Genomic DNA, 17,299 nt, shown 5'->3' on the forward strand with positions numbered 1-17,299 from the left:
GACTTTTTTAATACAATGGTAGCAACACAAACCACGCATAAGAATTTTAAAGGTATCGAGAAGACCGTTTTTGGTCGGGGAAGCTTCTCCCAACTCGATGAAATTATCGCTCACCACCGGGCTGATAACGAGGGGTATTTCGTTTTCCTGGTTGATAATTACTTCAAGGGGAAGCCCCTCGAAGAGCGCGTACCAGCTCATGCCGAAGACCTGACCTACTACATCAGCGTCGAAGAGCACGAGCCGACGACCAGTCAGATTGACCAGCTCCGCGATGAGATTCTGGCCAAAAAAGGACTCCCGTCGGGTGTGGTTGGTATTGGCGGGGGGAGCATCATGGATATTGCTAAAGCGCTCTCACTGATGCTTACCAACGAGGGGTCATCGACGCTGTATCAGGGCGTGAACCTGATCAAAAAACCGGGTATCTACCACGTCGGCGTTCCTACCATTTCGGGTACCGGTGCCGAAGTGTCGATGACGGCGGTACTGACCGGCCCGGAGAAAAAACTGGGTCTTAAATGCGAATGGACCGTGTTCAACCAGGTCATCCTCGACCCGGAACTGATTGCTACCGTACCCCGTAACTGGTGGTTTTATACGGGTATGGATACCTACATTCACTGCATCGAGTCGGAGAACGGGAACCTGAACAATGCCTATTCTCACGCCTATGCCGAGCAGTCCATGAAACTCTGCCGGGAAATTTACCTCGGTGACCGCTCGGGACAAACGCCGGAAAACGACGATAAACTCATGGTAGCTTCGCTGATGGGTGGGTTGAGTCTGACGTATTCCGAAGTAGGGGTTTGCCACGCGCTTAGCTACGGGCTGTCCAAGATTCTGGGCATGCGCCATTGTTATGCCAACTGCCTCATCATGAACCACCTGGAGGACTACTATCCGCAGGGTGTGGCCGAGTTCAGACACATGGTCGCGTATCACCAGATTGACTTACCCCAGGGTTTATCAGAAGAATGGAACGATGATATTCTTACGCAGATGGCCCACGTATCGTACGGCCTGCCGCACATGTGGCTGCACGCCATTGGCGACAACTGGAAGGAGGTTATCACGATTGACGGACTGAAAGATTTGTTCCGTCGGTTGTGATCTATGGAGACTGATTTCACGACTTGCGTCATTAACTTTTCCAAACATGCTCAGGAACAAGCCGTTGAACGGGGAACAACGGTGGAAGAGATGGAGAAGGCCATTCGGCATGGTGTTCATGAAATAGCGAAGAAGAACCGACAAAAAGCAAAATTTACGTTTACCTTCGGCTTGGAATGGCATGGTCGATTTTACGCACTCAAACAGGTAGAACCTGTTTTTGTTGTGGAGGAAAATGTTGTTACCGTGATTACAGTGTACACTTACTACTTTTAAAACTATGAAAATCAGTTACGACAAATCAGTTGATGCACTGTACATCCGTTTGGTTGATGGTCCGCAGGAGTGTCGTACTGTTCAGTTGACGGACGAAATATCGCTAAACATTGGTCCCGGCGAACTCCTGGTGGGTATTGAAGTGCTAGACGCATCGGAGATTCTTAATCATGGTCAGCTTCCTGAATTGATTGTCGAAAATTTGCCCACGCAATTGCTGGCCGCTTAACAAATAAAATTATGTCTCAGAAAATTGTTCACGTTGGCGACATCGAATGCGGCTCGGATGAGTTGTTTCTCATCAGCGGCCCCTGTGTTATTGAAGACGAAAAAATCATGATGACAGTGGCCGAGCAACTCCGCGAAATCCAGGAGCGGGTCGGCATTAAAATCATTTATAAGTCATCCTTTCAGAAGGATAACCGGTCCAGCCTGAATTACTACAATGGCCCGGGCCTCGACAAAGGCATGAAGATTTTGGCTAAAGTGAAGGAACAGTTCGGCTTCCCCCTGCTGACCGACGTTCATTACCCCGACCAGTGTGCTGCGGCTGCTGACGTCGTTGATGTACTCCAGATTCCGGCCTATCTGTGTATGCAAACCATGCTGGTGGTGGCCGCTGCCAAAACGGGTAAGGTCGTTAACGTGAAGCACGGTCAGTTTCTGGCGCCGGAGAACATGAAGCATCCGGTCAAAAAGATTGAAGATTCGGGCAACGACCAGATTATCCTGACCGAGCGTGGTTTCACCTTCGGTTACAATGATTTAGTGGTTGACCCGCGTGCTTTTTACCACATGGCCCGCACCAACTACCCGGTAGTATTCGATGTAACGCATGCTATTCGTAAGTATGGTATACCATCGGCCGATGCCAAAGGCGGTGCGCGGGAATATCTTCCCGTGCTGGCCCGGGCGGGCGTTGCTGCGGGTGTCGATGGTTTGTTCGTTGAAACCCACACCTGCCCCTCCGAAGCTCTTTGCGACGCGGCCAGTCAACTGGATATCCGCTTTCTGGAAGAGTTTATGAAACCTCTGATCGAGTTGCACGCCGTGGAAGTGAAATACCGTAATGCCCTGCCCGAACTGGCCTGAATACCTGGTGTAGAAAGAAAGGGTGTTTGTGGTGTCAGTTTCGAGAAACAGATACCAAAAACACCCTTTCTTTTGTAGGGTTGCTGCATCAGGCAGCAGCCTGTTTGAGTATCTCCTCTACCGTTAGTTTTTCCAGCGAGAGTGCAACCATATCGGCTTTTGTGAGCACATCGGGCGTTCCGATGCCCACCACAAACATGCCTGCCCGCTTGCCCGCTTCTACCCCCGCAACGGCATCTTCAAACACGACGCATTCGGCAGCGCTAACGCCCAGTTCTTCCGCTCCTTTGGTAAATACTTCCGGGTCGGGTTTGCCTTTGCTGATCTTGTTTCCATCAATAATAGCATCGAAGGCATCGGTCATGCCAATGCGCGCCAGAATCATCGGGGCATTTTTACTGACGGAGCCAAGCGCGGTTTTAAGACCGGCCTGCCGAACCTGCGCGAAAAAAGCGGGTACCCCCGGCAGAATGTCATTGGATGTCATCCGGCTGACGAGTTCCAGATACCATTCATTTTTTTGGGTGGCCAGTTCGGTTTTTTTCTCCTCCGGTAACGATAGGCCGCCGTGGGCCAGAATTAAATCCAGTGAGTCGGTGCGACTAACACCTTTTAACCCTTCGTTGAATTCCTCCGAAATATCGAAGCCAAGTTCGTTGGCCAACCGTTTCCAGGCCTGATAATGGTATATAGCGGTATCGACAATGACCCCATCGAGGTCGAATAAAAATGCATTGATGGACATGTTCTTTCAGGTTGGCGAACGGCAAAAGTAGCCGATTCAACGATTGCTGGTACGTTGCAAAAAAATACTTGCCCCGGCATTTGTAAAATCAGAAAGCGTTTTACTTACTTTGTATTACAAAGTACTTTTAAATATAAATAATATGGAACCGTCATTTCCTTCTGAGCAGTCACTCTCTATGTTCGACCGCGTAAACCGCTGGGTTCGTACCTCTACCATGCTAAAACTGGCCGTAATCGGTATTCTGGTGCTAGTGTTGCTGATTCCAACGTCGATGTTGCAATCATTGATTACCGAACGGGAGTCGACGCGCAACATGGCCGTCGCCGAGGTTAGTGCAAAGTGGGGGGCTGAACAGGTTATCGGTGGACCGATATTATCTGTACCGTACGAAATTGCCACTAGTGATGAAAATGATCCGGTTCGGACGGAGTATGCTCATTTTTTACCTGACGACTTGCAGTTTGATGGGAATATTCAGCCGGAGAAGCGCAGCCGGGGTATTTTTACTGTCATGCTTTACAATACCCGGCTTACCATAAAAGGGCGGTTTAAGAAGCCTTCAGTAACGGCTTTGGGTCTGTCGGCCAGTGCGATGCAATGGGACAAGGCTATTTTGTCGCTTGGTATCAGTGATGTAAAGGGCATACGGGAAGCCATTACAGTTCGGTTAAACGGCCAGCTGATAGAAGCTGAACCCGGCATTGCGGGGGGCGGCATTCTGCCATCGGGCGTCAGTATCCCACTGGCACTGAATGCCGACGCGTATGCGTTTGAAACCATCCTCAACCTGAATGGCAGTACCCAGCTGAGTTTTTTGCCACTGGGTAAAGAAACGCGGGTACGGCTACAATCACCCTGGTCTACACCCAGTTTTACCGGCTCCTACCTACCCGACCAGCGACAAATTACGGCCAGCGGTTTTGAGGCCAGATGGAAAGTATTACAGTTTAACCGGAATTTTCCGCAACAGGGTATCGGTGATTTTTTAACCAGGTCGGGTAGGGGAGAGGTAGCCAGTCCAGCCAATCAACCGAATGAACTACCGGCGTTTGGGGTCAGGCTTTTACTACCAGTGGATGAGTATCAGAAGACGATGCGCTCCGCTAAGTACGGCATTATGTTCGTCATGCTTACATTTGTCGCTTTCTTCTTCGTCGAAATTCTCGACCGTCGGCGTATCCATCCCATTCAGTATCTGCTGGTTGGGTTTGCCATCTGCCTGTTTTATCTGTTGCTGCTATCCATATCCGAGCACATGCCGTTCGACTGGGCGTATCTGATCGGGAGTGTTATTATTCTGGGACTGATTACCAGCTACGTCCGCTATGTTTTCCGGAATCTGCGCCTGACGGTTTTATTCAGCACTGTACTGGCATTGCTGTACGGATTTTTCTATTCGCTGCTCCAACTGGAAGATTACTCCCTGTTGCTGGGCAGTTTTGGGCTGTTGCTCATCCTGGGCGTTATTATGTACCTGACCCGCCACATCGACTGGTACCGGGCGTATGAACCGGCGGAAGTAGTAAAGGCGTAGCGGGGGTGGTAAATAAGCGGGGATGTGTACTTTTGGGTTACACATCCCCGCTTATTCCGCGTTTATTACCAACTGTCTGCTCATGTCCTTAACGAATCAGTACCTTCAAAAAGCCAGCGCTATGCTGGATACGGCCGGACAGCAGGTTGATGCCATTCAACAAGCGGCCCAATGGTTTAGCCAGACGATTCTGGCGGGCCGGATGGTCCATTTGTTCGGTAGTGGTCACAGCCGCATCATGGTGGAAGAGATGTGGCCCCGCTACGGTTCGTTTGCGGGGTTCAACCCTATTGTGGAGTTATCTCTTTCATTTCATAATCTGGTGGTAGGTGCCAACGGACAGCGGCAAGCCATGTTTCTGGAAAATGTGCCGGGGCTGGCCCAGCGTATTCTACGCAACTACGACCTCTCGGCGCAGGATTCGGCACTGGTCATTTCGTCCAGCGGTTGTAACGTCGTCCCTATTGAAATGGCTGAACTATTCCAACAGAAGGGCATTAAGGTGGTGGCGCTGATTACGAAACAACACGCCGAAAAAAGCGTTAGCAAGCGCCCGGATGGTAAAAAGCTGAGTGATTTTGCCGATTTGATTCTGGATACGGGTGCGCCCGCAGGCGATGCGATGGTAACCGTTCCGGGGTTAGACACACCGGTGGCACCGGGTTCAACGGTGGGCGGGGCTGTGCTGGTCAACTGTATCAAGGCTGAAGTCGCCGGGTTGCTTACCCAGGCGGGATGCCCACCCACTGTCCTGTCAGCGGCTAATGTTGTGGGACCGGAACGGGCGGTGACCTTATTTGAAAGCGCCTACGACGAGCATGCTCACCGGCTGGCTAAACTGTACGAACGCGTGGGTATCCCTTCGTACGTCAGTGAACCGCAAAAGCCGGTAGTGCCCTGAATCCTCAAAACCGTTCGGAGGCAGCTGGTTTTGCCGATGAGCAATTAAGTCAAACCGCCGGGGCAGGGTAGTACGAAGGATACGCTGGAATGGGTGAACATAGCTGCACAAAGCAGTCTATACCGGAAGAAATATACTAAAGACCGACCCCTGATTGGGCTGACTCGCAGCCGTAATAGCCCCGCCGTGATTGGTAACGACTTTTTCGCAGATGGCCAGGCCGATGCCCGTACCCGCAAACGTACTACGACTATGGAGTCGCTGGAAAACTTCGAAAATACGGGTCAGGTATTTTTCTTCAAAGCCAATGCCATTATCAATAACGTCGATTTGGTGGTACATGTCAGCAGATCGTGCCGGTTTTATTGTATTGGCTAAATCAGCCGCTTTTACCGGTCGGGCGGTGATTTGAATGTGGGGAACGGTATCTAGCCGGCGAAATTTCAGGGCGTTGCTAATTAGATTTTGGAAGAGCTGATTCAACTGGGAGGCCTCCCCCGTAATGGTTGGCAATTCGCCGACGCTCATGATAGCTCCGGTCTCGGCAATGGTCAGGTCTAAATCGGTTAGTATTTCCTGCACAACGTCATTAAGCGATAGTGCTTTACCCGTATCCAGCCGGTTGGATATACGCGAATAGTTGAGCAGGTCCCGAATCAGGGTCGACATACGGCCGGCGGCACTCTGCATCCGATCCAGATAATCCAGTCCTTCGCTGGAAGCTGATGCCAGCTCCTTTTTCAATAGATCGCCAAAGGCCTGAATTTTGCGCAATGGTTCCTGCAAATCGTGTGAGGCTACGTAGGCAAACTTCTGGAGGTTATCGTTCGACCGTGTCAGTAAATTATTGGCTTCCAGTAAGTCTTCATTAGCCGTGAGTAACTCCTTCGTCCGTTGCTGTACCTGCTGGTCCAGGTCAACCGACAGAAGTCGGTACCGTTCTTCACTTTCTTTCAGAACTGCATTTGCTCTTCTTAGCTCCAGCATATGCACAACCTGCCTGGCGAGAGTTTTCAACGCGGCTAACTGACTTTGAGACAACTGGCGGACGGTACGATCGATAACGCAGAGGGAACCCAGGGCGAAGCCATCCGAATCCACCAGGGGTACACCTGCATAAAAAACAATATTTGGATCACCCGTTACGAGCGGGTTTTGGGCAAATCGCTCATCCTCTCTCGAATCCGTGACCACCATCGTTTCGTTTGGGTTGATGATGGCATGCGCACAAAAAGCAAGTTCGCGGGGTGTTTCCCGAATAGGCAGGCCGTGGTTGGACTTAAACCACTGCCTTGTTTCATCGATAAGACTTATGAGTGAGATAGGTGTCTGACAGATTTCGGAAGCGAGTTTGGTAATATCGTCGTAGTCCTGTTCGGGCAATGAATCCAAAATTTCGTAACTTTTTAACGCATCGATTCGGTTACTTTCCACTGGGTTAGGTAGATGACTCTTCATATGCTACTAATCAGACAGGGGCGGATAAAATCAGCCAATCTCAAAATTATGGAAAACTGAGCCAAATCAAGTACCGTTCATTCTTTTTTTTAGAAAGGGTTGACTGATAGAGTATTGCAGCGCGGTTTTCCGGCTAGACATTTTTAAGCAGGATAATTACGACAGAACCAGCTATCATAAGAGCCGACCCGATCAGCTTTTGCCGGATGGCCTGCTCGTTGAACAGCCGGTATCCCAAAAGCACGCTGACAATGGCCGAAAGCTGGAATAATGACAACGCATAGCCAACGGGCATACGGTCGAAAACGTAATTGGTTGTAAACTGCATGGTGCCCACACAGGCAATGAGAAAGGCGTATTGGATAAGGTCCGTTTGACTGATTTTGCTCAGTTCGCTTTTCATATCCAGCCGATAAACGAACAGGAGAAGCCCGGAGAAAACAGCCCCAAACCAGCACCAGCTAATGAAGGCAATGGTTGTTGACGAGGCCAGTACCACTTTTTTGACAAATACCGCTTCCACTGCCGTCAGGACCATTGCCCACAGGCGAAACTGGATTTCGGGCTTCTTTAGCAAGGCTCGGGAAAACCGTTCTTCGGTGGTGTCCAGTACGAAATAGCTTCCGTAAATAATCAGCATAATACCCAATAGGCCCCACCCATTGGGTACCTCTCCCAGCAGGAAAATGCCGATAAGAATACTGACAACCGACTTGTACGAATTGATAGGAGCCAGCACCGATAGATCCCCCTTCTGGAGTGCTCTGACCAGAAAACCGTTGCCCAGAGCACCCACTATGCCGCCGAGAACCGAGTAATACCAGAATGAGTCCGGCAACACCCGCCAGTTGACGCTGATGGCAATGGGGAGGCAGCCAATTGACAAAAGAAAGTACGTGAGGAAATTGACGGCCAACGGGTTATTCCCGCTGGCCGTGAGTTTTTTCTGAAAGACGTTTCCAGTAGCGTTGGAAAGAATTCGCAGCAAAACGGCACCAGAAAGGAGAAAAGCCTCTACCAATTGATTGATGGTCTAGTCCCGGCAAATTAGTATAAAGTATCCTGCCAACGGCAATTGTTGAGGCACGTCTTTACTTTTTGGATACAGGCACCCATCGTTATTTTTCCGCATAAACGGGAAGTACTAATAATAATTTACGGGTCAATTTACGGGTCATCCCCTCATTGGTCTCCACTCGTAAATTAGCTGATACGATCGAAATCTTATCACCGGCCTGAGGAGTTTCCATCAAAAGAAAATTCGACAAGAAATCCACTGGATATAGCATTATCCGTCTACCATTTCGAACATGGCTGGCAATCAAATTTTTGACAATGACCGAAGGCTTCAAATACGGGTATCTATCGAGGCTACTATCCGTAAGTGCTACTCTTATTTGTATCGACTGAGCCAAAACGGAGATGCCCGTTTTGGGATTGATGAGCATTCCGTTCTCATACACAAACACCTTGTATGTTGGCTCCCGGCTGGAAGGCTGATTTTGCGATGCGGCTGGAATTGCCGACAGGGAAAGCCCTGTACAAACGAGGTATGGAAGTAGGGGTAAGTAACGCATTGGATAGTTCGTTATGGTGCGTGATAGGCTCATAACGAAAACGCTGATAAAAGATTTTATCAACAATTTCTCCTTCCCTTACGTCAATGATATTGTAAACAAAAAACGGACTGAACAGACAGCTTCATCGTACTCATCAACCACTGGACTGACTGGCAAGCTGCTCCGTTCCGAACACAACGCTCAGGTGCTCCTCACTTGGTTTTCGGTTGGCAGTCAGGTAGCTAGCGATAATGTAGACAACAAATGAAGCAATAAACGCGGGGAAAACCTCGTGTACGTCGGCCAGTGATTCGTAATTGGGCCGTACGCCAAACCGCCAGATAATGTTTACCACAATACCCGTCACCATCGACGCCACTGACCCCAAATCCGTGCCCCAGCGGAAATACAATCCCCCGAAAATAGTGGGCAGAAAACTGGCTACGTACACCGACCCGGCAAAGGCCGATAGCTCCACCACGCCCGCTGGAGGAAATAACGTAAAGTAGTATACGAGAACGCAGTACAGCAACATCACCAGTTTGGTGCGCGGAATGATGCGCTCAACGGGCATGGGTCGCCATACGTTCCAGATATCTTTAACCAGCGTAGTGCCCACCACCAGCGTCACCGATGCCAGGGCTGCCATGCCAGCGGCAAAAAGACCCATCAAACAGATGCCGCTGACAAGGGGGCTGTTGAATTTTTTCAGCATAAAGCCCACCACCTCGTCGGTATTATTGACCAGATAAGCGGCTTCTTCCGTGGTAACCATCGCGTGTACCAGGGCACCCAGCCCCATGACGCACACCAGCGACACACCCATAAAAATGGGGGTCCAGGTCATGGCGAACTTCATTCCCTTCCGGTCTTTGACGGTATAGAACCGAATGAGCAGCTTGGGCTCGGAAATCTGTTTCATGCCCACCGATAGCCCAATTCCGGCGATGTACAGAAACGAGGTCAACTGCCCGAAGTTCACCAGCCCGCTGCCGATGGGCGTTCCTTTTTTGGACACGTGATCGACGTAGGCCAGTTTAGCCATCAGCACATCGTAGCCACCCACGTACACAAATGGCAGGGCCAGCATCAGGAGAGCCACCGCGAACATCAGGATACCCTGCACGGCATCCGTCCACATAATGCCGTACATACCCCCCGAAATGGTATAGAAGCAGGTAAAAAACAGCATAAAACCCGCCCCATATATGTATGGCACGTCGAGAACCGATTGCAGCAGGTGCGCGATGCCCTTGGCAATACCCGTCATGTACCAGATGGTGGCAAACAGGATAATGAAGGCCGACAGCACCCGGATACTCCGGGAAAGCGGACTCTGGTATCGAAGCTGAAAATAATCCGGCACGGTAAACGACTTAAGCCGGATACTCTGGTTGCGCATCCGGGGACCCAGTATCATCCACGACACCACGCAGAAAATGGCCCAGAACAGCCCCACCCACGTCCACGACAATCCGTACCGAAACGATTCACCCGCCTGCCCGATGTAGGTGTTAGTACTGATGAAGGTCGAGAAGAAGGCCAGTGAAACCACCCAGCCCGGTATCCGGCGGTTGGCAAGGTAATATTCCCCGACGGTTTTGGCCGACTGGCGTTGCAGATACCAGCCGAGGGTAATAATCAGGCCCAGATAAACCACCATGCATAGTAACACGGTGGCGTGGTTAGCGAGGTAGTTCATTTGGTGGGCTCTTTTTCCTTTTCTTCGTCCTGTACATCTATTTTCATAAACTGTACAGCAATGGCGTTGACAATCATGATGACCAGAATGGCCCAGTACGGGAAGGCGGTTAGGAAATCCATTGGTCAGAAAAGTTGTTTGAGGTCATTTTTTGTCACTTTACCCATCGCATTGCGGGGTAGTTCGGCCACCACCCGGTACTGGCGGGGCACTTTATACGGCGGCAACTGCGTCCGTATCCATTGGTTCAGTTCGGCCAGGTCAATGGGTTGAATGGCTACTAAAACGGCGGCTACCGTTTCGCCCCATTCCTCGTCGGGCAGGGCAATAACGCCACAATCGTCAATGGCCGGGTGCGTTCGCAGAACCTCTTCAATTTCCAGGGCCGATAGTTTATACCCGCCCGATTTGATGATGTCGATAGAACTGCGACCCAGAATTTTATAGCTTCCGTCATCGACCACAGCCACGTCGCCGGTGCGGAACCATCCATCATCGGTAAAGGCATCGGCCGTGGCCTGAGGCCGCTGCCAGTATTCCTGAAACACCGTTGGCCCCTGCACCTGAATCTCGCCCGGCTGCCCATCGGTAACGGGTTGGTCATGGTCATCGACCAGTCGAATACTCACACCCGCCAGCGGTTGCCCGATATGACCGGGAACGCGTTTACCCCGGTAGGAATTACTGATGGCCATCCCGATTTCGGTCATGCCGTACCGTTCGAGCAAAATCTGTCCGCTCACCCGTTCCCACTTTTCCATCACCGTAACGGGTAGCGCGGCCGACCCGGACACCATCAGCCGGAATGATCGCATCACGGCGGTCAGGGCTTCCTGCTCCGGCGTGGGTAGACTCTCCCAGTAGGCAATCAGCTTAAAATAGATGGTCGGTACAGCCATGAACAGGTTGAGGCTCCCCCGCTGAAAAGCCGCAAATACACCGGCCGCCGAAAATTCGGGCAGGAACTCGCAGCACGCACCCGCCCACAGGGCACATCCAATCACGTTTACAATGCCATGCACGTGGTGCAGCGGCAAAACGCACAGAATATGATCGGTAGGTTGCCATTCCCAGGCCGTCACGAGCGAGGTTATCTGGGCATCGAGGTTGGCGTGGGTCGTTACCACGCCTTTTGGTAAACTCGTGGTGCCGCTCGTATACAGGATCATTGCCTTCCGCTCCGGCACGATATCAGGCAGGGCTACGGCATTAAATTCGTCCGATTCCTCCAGCTCGATGAACCGAATCTGCCGCGCTTCGGCCAGGGGTTTGACAATGGCTGAGTAACGAGCCGAAGCCACAACAATGTTGGCCCCGGTGTCAGCTAACACGTAGTCGAGTGAAGCGGGCGGATAGGTCAGGCAAAGCGGTACCGCAATGCTACCTGCCCGCCAGATACCCCACTGCACCCGCACGTAATCGAAACCGGGTGTAACCATAAACGCAACTCGGGCTTCTATCAGGTCATCCCTGCCATTCAGTAATCGTTGCGCAAACAGGGCCGATTGCTCGAGTAACTGGGTATAGGTGTACGACTCGCCATCGGAAATGATAGCGGTATTTTCAGCGTGATTTTGGGCTCTCCGAACGAGGTTGAGCATGTAACAATTGACGTTTAGTCAGTAAAGCCTTGCCCTTGCCCCTCCTACTATATTTAGCTTTTACAAGCATTACTTTCCCTCTTACCAGAAATAGGTCAGGCTGAGCCGGGCGAAAAACGGGGTTCCGGGGGTGAACGCAATATCAGTAATGGGTGAAGCTTCACCACGCAGGCGACTTTCGGTGGCAAACTGCGTTTCCTTCCAGCGCACATTGAACAGGTTTTGCACCGATAGCCCAAGGGCATAATTCCGGCGACTGTAGTTAGCCTGCAAATCATTGACAAAATAACCGGTTGCCACCAGCGAATAATCCTCGGTAGCGGGTCGATCGGCTATGTAGCGGTAGCGGATTGAGCCACTGAAGCCATCATTGCTTTTCAGCGACAGCCCGCCCGTTGAGGTAAACAGGGGGGCCAGCGGCAGGTAATTCTGCCCCGTTTCAGCATCGATGGAGCGGGGGGTAGCCGTGTTGAGGTCTATATCGGCGTAGAGGTTAGCTCCATTCGTCCGGCTGGTAATCTGATACCGGGCCGATACGTCGACACCATACCGGCGTGACCGGCCGCTGGGTTCCACCACGTTTTCGTCTCCTACAAAAACAAACTCCTGCGCCAGCCACAAGTACCAGGCAGCCGCGTTGATGAGCAACCGGGAAAATGGTTTGACAATCAACCCCAGATCGGACCCGTATGCCGGTGGTAAAACAGTTAGTCCACCCTGCGGTACCACTACCCGCGCATCGTTGGAGTGAAACCCTTTGCCCGAATTCAGGTATAGCTGTACCCGTGGATTGAGGGTGTAATACACATTCAGCTTAGGCGAAACGATGGCATCCGTCGCGTATTTTTTGGTGACGGGCTGGGCCAGCAAATCTTCGTACTGACTCCGAAAATAGTCGACCCGCACCCCTGCGTTTATCGTGAACCGGTCCGATACCTCAATCAACTCATCGGCATATACGGACGCGTTCAGTTCGTTGATGTTGCCGAAGTTCATCTGGTCCAGCGTGATAATCCGGTCCTTCGTGTGCGACAGTTCGGTGTGATGCGTCACATCCTGCCGGTACTGTGCCCCTACAGTGGTGGTCCAGTGACTACGGCCAACGCGTGTTTCAACGGAGTAGCTGCCATTGTATCCGAATAGGTTCCGGCGTTCTTTTTGTCGAATCTGATCGCCATTACTGGTGTCATTTTTAAAAAACGTGAAGTTGGAATACAGCTCGAAGTTATAGTTGCTGTAGAAAAACTGATTTTTAATGACGTGGTTTCGGGGCGTTACCGTTACGAGTTGGGCGTTGACATTTGTCCGGCTGGTTTCGCCCCCTTCGGTTGGGTCGATGGACCCGAAAAAGCCAGTCAGGCCCGAGGCTACTGCCCGTTCGGGAATCTGCCCCGAATGATTCCATTTACTCCAGAACGTGGAACCCGTCAGGGTCAGGTTAGTATTGGGGGCTAGATGCCCATGGTATTTCCCGACGACGTTTAGCCGGTTGAAATGCTGCGGATTATCGAAATACGAATTGGTGAACGAATATTCCGAAGCCAGATAGGCCGACTGGTTTTTGGCCTTTCCTTTTGCGCCCAGTAAATCCAGTCCGGCCACAGCCCGGTACGTCCCGTACTGCCCGGCCTCGAGTTTTACGAACGAACGGTCGAGGGCGGTGCGGGTTCGGAAATCGACCCAACCCGCCGTGGTAAAATTACCCTTATCGGCGTGGTACGGCCCCTTCTTGAAATCGGCCCCTTCTACCAGTTCGGGAATAACAAAGTGCAGGTCGGCATACCCCTGCCCGTGCGCGTGCGACACCATATTGACCGGCATACCGTCCACCGTCAGGCGAATATCAGTCCCGTGGTCGAGGTCGAAGCCACGCAGAAAAATCTGCTCGGCCTTGCCCCCGCCCGCGTGCTGACCAATAAACAAACCCGGCACCAGCCGCAGAATCTCCTGCGAATTGATGATTGGGCGTAGTTTAATGTCCAGACTACTGATGAGCTGCTGATCGTGCGCCCGCAACGAGGAAACAATCACCTCGCTCAAGTCGACTGATGTGGCCGACAGCATCGTACTCACAAACGTGGTCTGGTCGTCCTGCACAAGCACATCGATTAGTTGTGCTTTGAACCCCACGTGCGACAGGTCAATTTTGTAAGGAGCAGCCACCAATCCGTCGAAGCGGTACTGGCCCAGTTCATTCGTCAGGGTAGCTTTGCCTAGTCCCACCAGTTGTACAGTTACGCCCGACAGAGGCAGGTTGGTTGCCTGATCGTACACCTTACCAGACAAGTGGCCAAGGTGGGCATACGTTTGTACACTAACCAGTACTATAATCAGGACAGCGTATAGAAATTTCATTATTACTGGTAAATAGAGCGATTCAACACCCGTTTCTCTGGTCTTTTATGCCGTATAAGCAGTTACCTCACAAGTTGCAAAGGCAGTTGTGCAGGTGTCGGGCGCAATACAATTATCTCAATACAATGGCAGGAGATAACCGCAGGGCCGCGCAGGAAGAAGAAAATAAACAGCCGTATGTGGCTAAGAAGAGAACGCTGTACCCTAACCGGAATGCAGTCGGGGATTACGCCAGCCTGGGAGGTAACTGCATGGGCCAGCCATACCCAGGCGGGATGGTATACTGGCCGGAACTCAATGGTTTAATCGTGTCTTTATAGACAGGTTCATGCGTCAGCCACTGCGTGCAGGGCAGGTAATGGGAGTCAATACCGCTAACCGTCGAAATTATATGGTGCTTCGGCGTATCGGTCGCTTTCTGATACCGGCTGGCCAATGACTCCAGCAGGAAATTCTCCAGGCCATCCATGCGCATATACCGGCATTCCTGATACTGCTTACCGGCCTCACTCGTTTGCACCAGCACAAACTCCTGCTGATCTTCCGGGCGACTAATGCAGCCCAGGCCAACCACCAGCAGGTAGTTGATTAGCAGCAAAGATGCGAGGAGACAGCGGAGCATTGTAAAGAGAATGATTTGTGGAAAAAACTACAACGTATAATTGGGGTTTGTTTTGCGGGCGGCTGCCACCAATTTCTGATGTTGGTCCGCATTGCCCAGGGCCAGTTCAATGGCTCCTGCTTCCTGTAATAATTCCGGGTCTTTACTTCCGGTACGCATAGCAACCTGCATATGTTGCTGGGCATTCTTGAGATCATGCTTATTGAAATAGACCCAGGCCAGCGCATGGTTGACATCGATGTTGTTCGGTCGCTTTTTGTACTCATTCATCCCGTATACCAGCGCCGAATCCAGTTGACCGGTTTTGGTGTAAAGCTTGCACAATTCCAGATCGACCGCATGACCCGAACGGGCATCTTCATCCAGCATTTTAACGACTTCGGCGTATTTTTTGGTGGCTTTGTCGGTATCTCCCTGCAAGGCATAGATGTCGGCCATCTGCTCGTGGAACGAGAATTCGGGCATTATTTTAACCGCTTTATCCAGCGTGGCCAGTGCCTGGTCATATTGCTTGCGGGCCTTCTGAATCCGGGCCTTTCCGGCCATTGCAAACGCATAACTGGGTCGAAGAACCAGAATGCCGTCGTACTGGTTTTCGGCCTTATCCAGCTGACCAGTTGTTTCGTACAAATGACCCAGGGTGTTTTTACTCCAGCATTGAGGTTCGGAGCCGGGCAAACCAGCCTGAACCGCCAGTTTCATCGCTTCGATAGAACTGGGGTAGTTACCATAAATTTCGCGCAGATACGAAGCACGGGAGTAAGCTTCCAGCGAGGGCTTGAGAGCCTGCATCTTGTCGGACATGGCTACCGCTTCCTCGTAATTTCCCAACTCTACATTGGCATCGACCAGTACACCGTATACATACGCATTGTTCGGGTTAATCTGACGGGCTTTTTCGGCCAGGTCGCGGGCTTCGACAAACTGGTGCTGCGACATTTTGACGGATGACTTAAAGGTGGTAGCCTCAAAGTTTTTGGGGTCCATTGCCAGCACACCATCCAGCACTTTCAAAATTGCCGGATAGTAATAAGGGTGCTCACCGGTAATCCGGGCTTCGGCCAGATAGATCATGGCAATCTGAAGCCGGGGTTTTACATCATTGGGCTCTTTTCTGATCTTGTCGTTCAGTTCGGCCACTTTTTCTTTTGTCCGCTGCCACTCTACAGCCGTAGCTAACTCACCCCGCCGTTCAAAAAGGGGCGGTATGTCCATGATGGATGTGCTCTCGGTTTCTGCCTTCTGTTTATTGGTACAACCGGTTTGTGCCAGCAATAACAGAAAAAGAAACGCCGGAAGGCAAAGTAAAAAGACTTTTTTACCAGAAGTAATGGAATTGTTCATAGAGAGAGAATGAAGATGTAGTAACAAAAAATAAGCCGACTGCGCGAAGGTACGCAGTCGGCTTACCGGGTTTTACTTAGTGACGGATAACTTTAATCGTCTGGCTACCCGTTGGCGTTGATGCCTGCAGGAAGTAGGTGCCTGGCTGTTCGCCTAATGGCAGCGTATGCCGTTCGACCGTTCCCGCTTCAGAAATTGTTTTCTGATTGATGAACTGACCCCGGCTGTTGGTAACACCCAGTTTCAGCGTCTGACCAACGGCCCCGTTCACCTCAAACGTTACGTCGCTGTTGGTGGTGGGGTTACCCAGCAAACGCATCGACAGCGGAGCTACATTTTCGGCCGCTACACGCGCCTGACCACAGGGGGTACGGAAGTCGAAATTGTAGGTAACCATTGATGCTGGATCGCCCACGTAACGGGCCTGCACCACCAGTATACGGCGGCTACTAACATCCCTCAGCAATTCAGCCTCTATCTTCTGATTTACGTTGGTCGTAAACAGGGTTACACCGGCAGCCTGGTACTCAACGGTACGGTTGGCATCACCACCAACACGGCCGAAGGTAATTGCACCCGTACTACAGTTGAAGCCTACCACCGTTGCTGCCAGCGGTTTCGCGGCTACTGGCTGGTCTGGTCCCATATATTGGTTACCAATGAAGCCTCTCCAGGGGTCCTGTACAAATGGGAAGGCCGCTTTGAGGGTCGTATCATTCTTGGTTACACCCGCATTGAAGCCTAATACACCACCCAGCATCGGTGTTACCGGACTTGGGCTGGTTTTGGGGTCATAATCGTCGTACCACAGGCCAATGGCCGCCAGTACCACACCACCCACCGCCTGCAACTCAATCGTTGTCACGTCATCCTCNAGCCGGCGCCCGTTGGGGAAACCGTCCATGTTGGGAATGAACTGCATGTTGATGTTGGCGTAGGTGGGGTTGGTCAGACCCAGCACGGCCGCTCCCACAAGACCCAGCGAAGAGAAGTT

The 17,299-nt window shown here is 51.5% G+C and carries 17 protein-coding genes; 6 read left to right on the top strand and 11 right to left on the bottom strand.

Translation table 11 applies throughout. The features are described 5' to 3' along the window. Nucleotides 1–15: 15 nt before the first annotated feature. Genes B156_RS0114175 through kdsA form a run of 4 tightly spaced genes read left to right on the top strand, consistent with a single transcriptional unit; the run spans nt 16 to nt 2,481 of the window. Nucleotides 16–1,113: an iron-containing alcohol dehydrogenase family protein gene (locus B156_RS0114175; protein WP_018620400.1), complete on the top strand. Its 1,098-nt coding sequence runs from the start codon at nt 16–18 to the stop codon at nt 1,111–1,113. A gap of 3 nt (nt 1,114–1,116) precedes the next feature. Continuing rightward, nucleotides 1,117–1,389: a DUF4258 domain-containing protein gene (locus tag B156_RS0114180; protein ID WP_018620401.1), complete on the top strand. Its 273-nt coding sequence runs from the start codon at nt 1,117–1,119 to the stop codon at nt 1,387–1,389. A 4-nt stretch (nt 1,390–1,393) separates the two neighbouring features. Next, entirely contained in the window at nt 1,394–1,618 is a 225-nt protein-coding gene (locus B156_RS0114185) for a DUF2283 domain-containing protein (RefSeq protein WP_018620402.1), read from the top strand. An 11-nt stretch (nt 1,619–1,629) separates the two neighbouring features. After that, nucleotides 1,630–2,481, top strand: a complete 852-nt coding sequence (gene kdsA, locus B156_RS0114190) for a 3-deoxy-8-phosphooctulonate synthase (RefSeq protein ID WP_018620403.1) — start codon at nt 1,630–1,632, stop codon at nt 2,479–2,481. A gap of 88 nt (nt 2,482–2,569) precedes the next feature. On the opposite strand, the gene pgmB is transcribed toward kdsA, so the two are convergent. After that, on the bottom strand, nt 2,570–3,226 hold the full coding sequence (gene pgmB, locus B156_RS0114195; RefSeq protein ID WP_018620404.1) for a beta-phosphoglucomutase: 657 nt from the start codon (nt 3,224–3,226) through the stop codon (nt 2,570–2,572). 142 nt (nt 3,227–3,368) lie between these two features. Here pgmB and creD point away from each other — a divergent pair, with 142 nt between their 5' ends. Continuing rightward, a complete protein-coding gene (gene creD, locus B156_RS0114200; RefSeq protein ID WP_026260827.1) occupies nt 3,369–4,763 on the top strand; it encodes a cell envelope integrity protein CreD in 1,395 nt (464 codons plus the stop codon). Nucleotides 4,764–4,845: 82 nt separating this feature from the next. After that, nucleotides 4,846–5,664 (top strand): sugar isomerase domain-containing protein, encoded by an 819-nt coding sequence (locus tag B156_RS0114205; RefSeq protein WP_026260828.1) that lies wholly within the window; start codon nt 4,846–4,848, stop codon nt 5,662–5,664. Between the two features lie 117 nt (nt 5,665–5,781). Here the strand turns inward: B156_RS0114205 and B156_RS0114210 are convergent, their stop codons facing one another. From B156_RS0114210 to B156_RS0114255, 10 genes are all read right to left on the bottom strand, one after another. Next, complete coding sequence (locus tag B156_RS0114210; RefSeq protein ID WP_245563740.1) at nt 5,782–7,122, bottom strand: sensor histidine kinase; 1,341 nt, start codon at nt 7,120–7,122, stop codon at nt 5,782–5,784. 133 nt (nt 7,123–7,255) lie between these two features. Further along, nucleotides 7,256–8,110, bottom strand: a complete 855-nt coding sequence (locus B156_RS0114215; RefSeq protein ID WP_245563741.1) for an EamA family transporter — start codon at nt 8,108–8,110, stop codon at nt 7,256–7,258. Nucleotides 8,111–8,240: 130 nt separating this feature from the next. Then, entirely contained in the window at nt 8,241–8,699 is a 459-nt protein-coding gene (locus tag B156_RS0114220; protein WP_157627033.1) for a hypothetical protein, read from the bottom strand. Between the two features lie 136 nt (nt 8,700–8,835). Continuing rightward, nucleotides 8,836–10,383: a sodium:solute symporter family protein gene (locus tag B156_RS0114225; RefSeq protein ID WP_245563742.1), complete on the bottom strand. Its 1,548-nt coding sequence runs from the start codon at nt 10,381–10,383 to the stop codon at nt 8,836–8,838. After that, nucleotides 10,380–10,505, bottom strand: coding sequence for a hypothetical protein (locus B156_RS32395; RefSeq protein WP_018620411.1), 126 nt, complete (start codon nt 10,503–10,505; stop codon nt 10,380–10,382). Before B156_RS32395 ends, B156_RS0114225 begins: the two co-directional genes overlap by 4 nt. 3 nt (nt 10,506–10,508) lie before the next feature. Next, a complete protein-coding gene (locus B156_RS0114235; protein ID WP_018620412.1) occupies nt 10,509–11,984 on the bottom strand; it encodes an acyl-CoA synthetase in 1,476 nt (491 codons plus the stop codon). 81 nt (nt 11,985–12,065) lie between these two features. Continuing rightward, nucleotides 12,066–14,339, bottom strand: a complete 2,274-nt coding sequence (locus B156_RS0114240) for a TonB-dependent receptor (RefSeq protein ID WP_018620413.1) — start codon at nt 14,337–14,339, stop codon at nt 12,066–12,068. A gap of 226 nt (nt 14,340–14,565) precedes the next feature. Next, entirely contained in the window at nt 14,566–14,961 is a 396-nt protein-coding gene (locus B156_RS0114245) for a hypothetical protein (protein ID WP_018620414.1), read from the bottom strand. Nucleotides 14,962–14,988: 27 nt separating this feature from the next. Then, on the bottom strand, nt 14,989–16,305 hold the full coding sequence (locus tag B156_RS0114250) for a tetratricopeptide repeat protein (RefSeq protein WP_018620415.1): 1,317 nt from the start codon (nt 16,303–16,305) through the stop codon (nt 14,989–14,991). Nucleotides 16,306–16,381: 76 nt separating this feature from the next. Then, nucleotides 16,382–17,278, bottom strand: coding sequence for a T9SS type A sorting domain-containing protein (locus tag B156_RS0114255; RefSeq protein ID WP_425423309.1), 897 nt, complete (start codon nt 17,276–17,278; stop codon nt 16,382–16,384). Nucleotides 17,279–17,299 lie beyond the last annotated feature (21 nt).

Origin of the sequence: Spirosoma luteum DSM 19990 (assembly GCF_000374065.1) — a bacterium.
GTDB classification, from domain to species: Bacteria; Bacteroidota; Bacteroidia; order Cytophagales; family Spirosomataceae; genus Spirosoma; species Spirosoma luteum.

What these genes read in the sequence shown, in the direction of transcription:
- B156_RS0114235 (WP_018620412.1), bottom strand. Translation starts at nt 11,984, where the DNA reads ATGCTCAACCTCGTTCGGAGAGCCCAAAATCACGCTGAAAATACCGCT.
- B156_RS0114205 (WP_026260828.1), top strand. Translation starts at nt 4,846, where the DNA reads ATGTCCTTAACGAATCAGTACCTTCAAAAAGCCAGCGCTATGCTGGAT.
- B156_RS0114220 (WP_157627033.1), bottom strand. Translation starts at nt 8,699, where the DNA reads ATGCGTTACTTACCCCTACTTCCATACCTCGTTTGTACAGGGCTTTCC.
- B156_RS0114210 (WP_245563740.1), bottom strand. Translation starts at nt 7,122, where the DNA reads ATGAAGAGTCATCTACCTAACCCAGTGGAAAGTAACCGAATCGATGCG.
- B156_RS0114225 (WP_245563742.1), bottom strand. Translation starts at nt 10,383, where the DNA reads ATGAACTACCTCGCTAACCACGCCACCGTGTTACTATGCATGGTGGTT.
- B156_RS0114185 (WP_018620402.1), top strand. Translation starts at nt 1,394, where the DNA reads ATGAAAATCAGTTACGACAAATCAGTTGATGCACTGTACATCCGTTTG.
- creD (WP_026260827.1), top strand. Translation starts at nt 3,369, where the DNA reads ATGGAACCGTCATTTCCTTCTGAGCAGTCACTCTCTATGTTCGACCGC.
- pgmB (WP_018620404.1), bottom strand. Translation starts at nt 3,226, where the DNA reads ATGTCCATCAATGCATTTTTATTCGACCTCGATGGGGTCATTGTCGAT.
- B156_RS0114180 (WP_018620401.1), top strand. Translation starts at nt 1,117, where the DNA reads ATGGAGACTGATTTCACGACTTGCGTCATTAACTTTTCCAAACATGCT.
- kdsA (WP_018620403.1), top strand. Translation starts at nt 1,630, where the DNA reads ATGTCTCAGAAAATTGTTCACGTTGGCGACATCGAATGCGGCTCGGAT.
- B156_RS0114175 (WP_018620400.1), top strand. Translation starts at nt 16, where the DNA reads ATGGTAGCAACACAAACCACGCATAAGAATTTTAAAGGTATCGAGAAG.
- B156_RS0114240 (WP_018620413.1), bottom strand. Translation starts at nt 14,339, where the DNA reads ATGAAATTTCTATACGCTGTCCTGATTATAGTACTGGTTAGTGTACAA.
- B156_RS0114245 (WP_018620414.1), bottom strand. Translation starts at nt 14,961, where the DNA reads ATGCTCCGCTGTCTCCTCGCATCTTTGCTGCTAATCAACTACCTGCTG.
- B156_RS32395 (WP_018620411.1), bottom strand. Translation starts at nt 10,505, where the DNA reads ATGGATTTCCTAACCGCCTTCCCGTACTGGGCCATTCTGGTCATCATG.
- B156_RS0114250 (WP_018620415.1), bottom strand. Translation starts at nt 16,305, where the DNA reads ATGAACAATTCCATTACTTCTGGTAAAAAAGTCTTTTTACTTTGCCTT.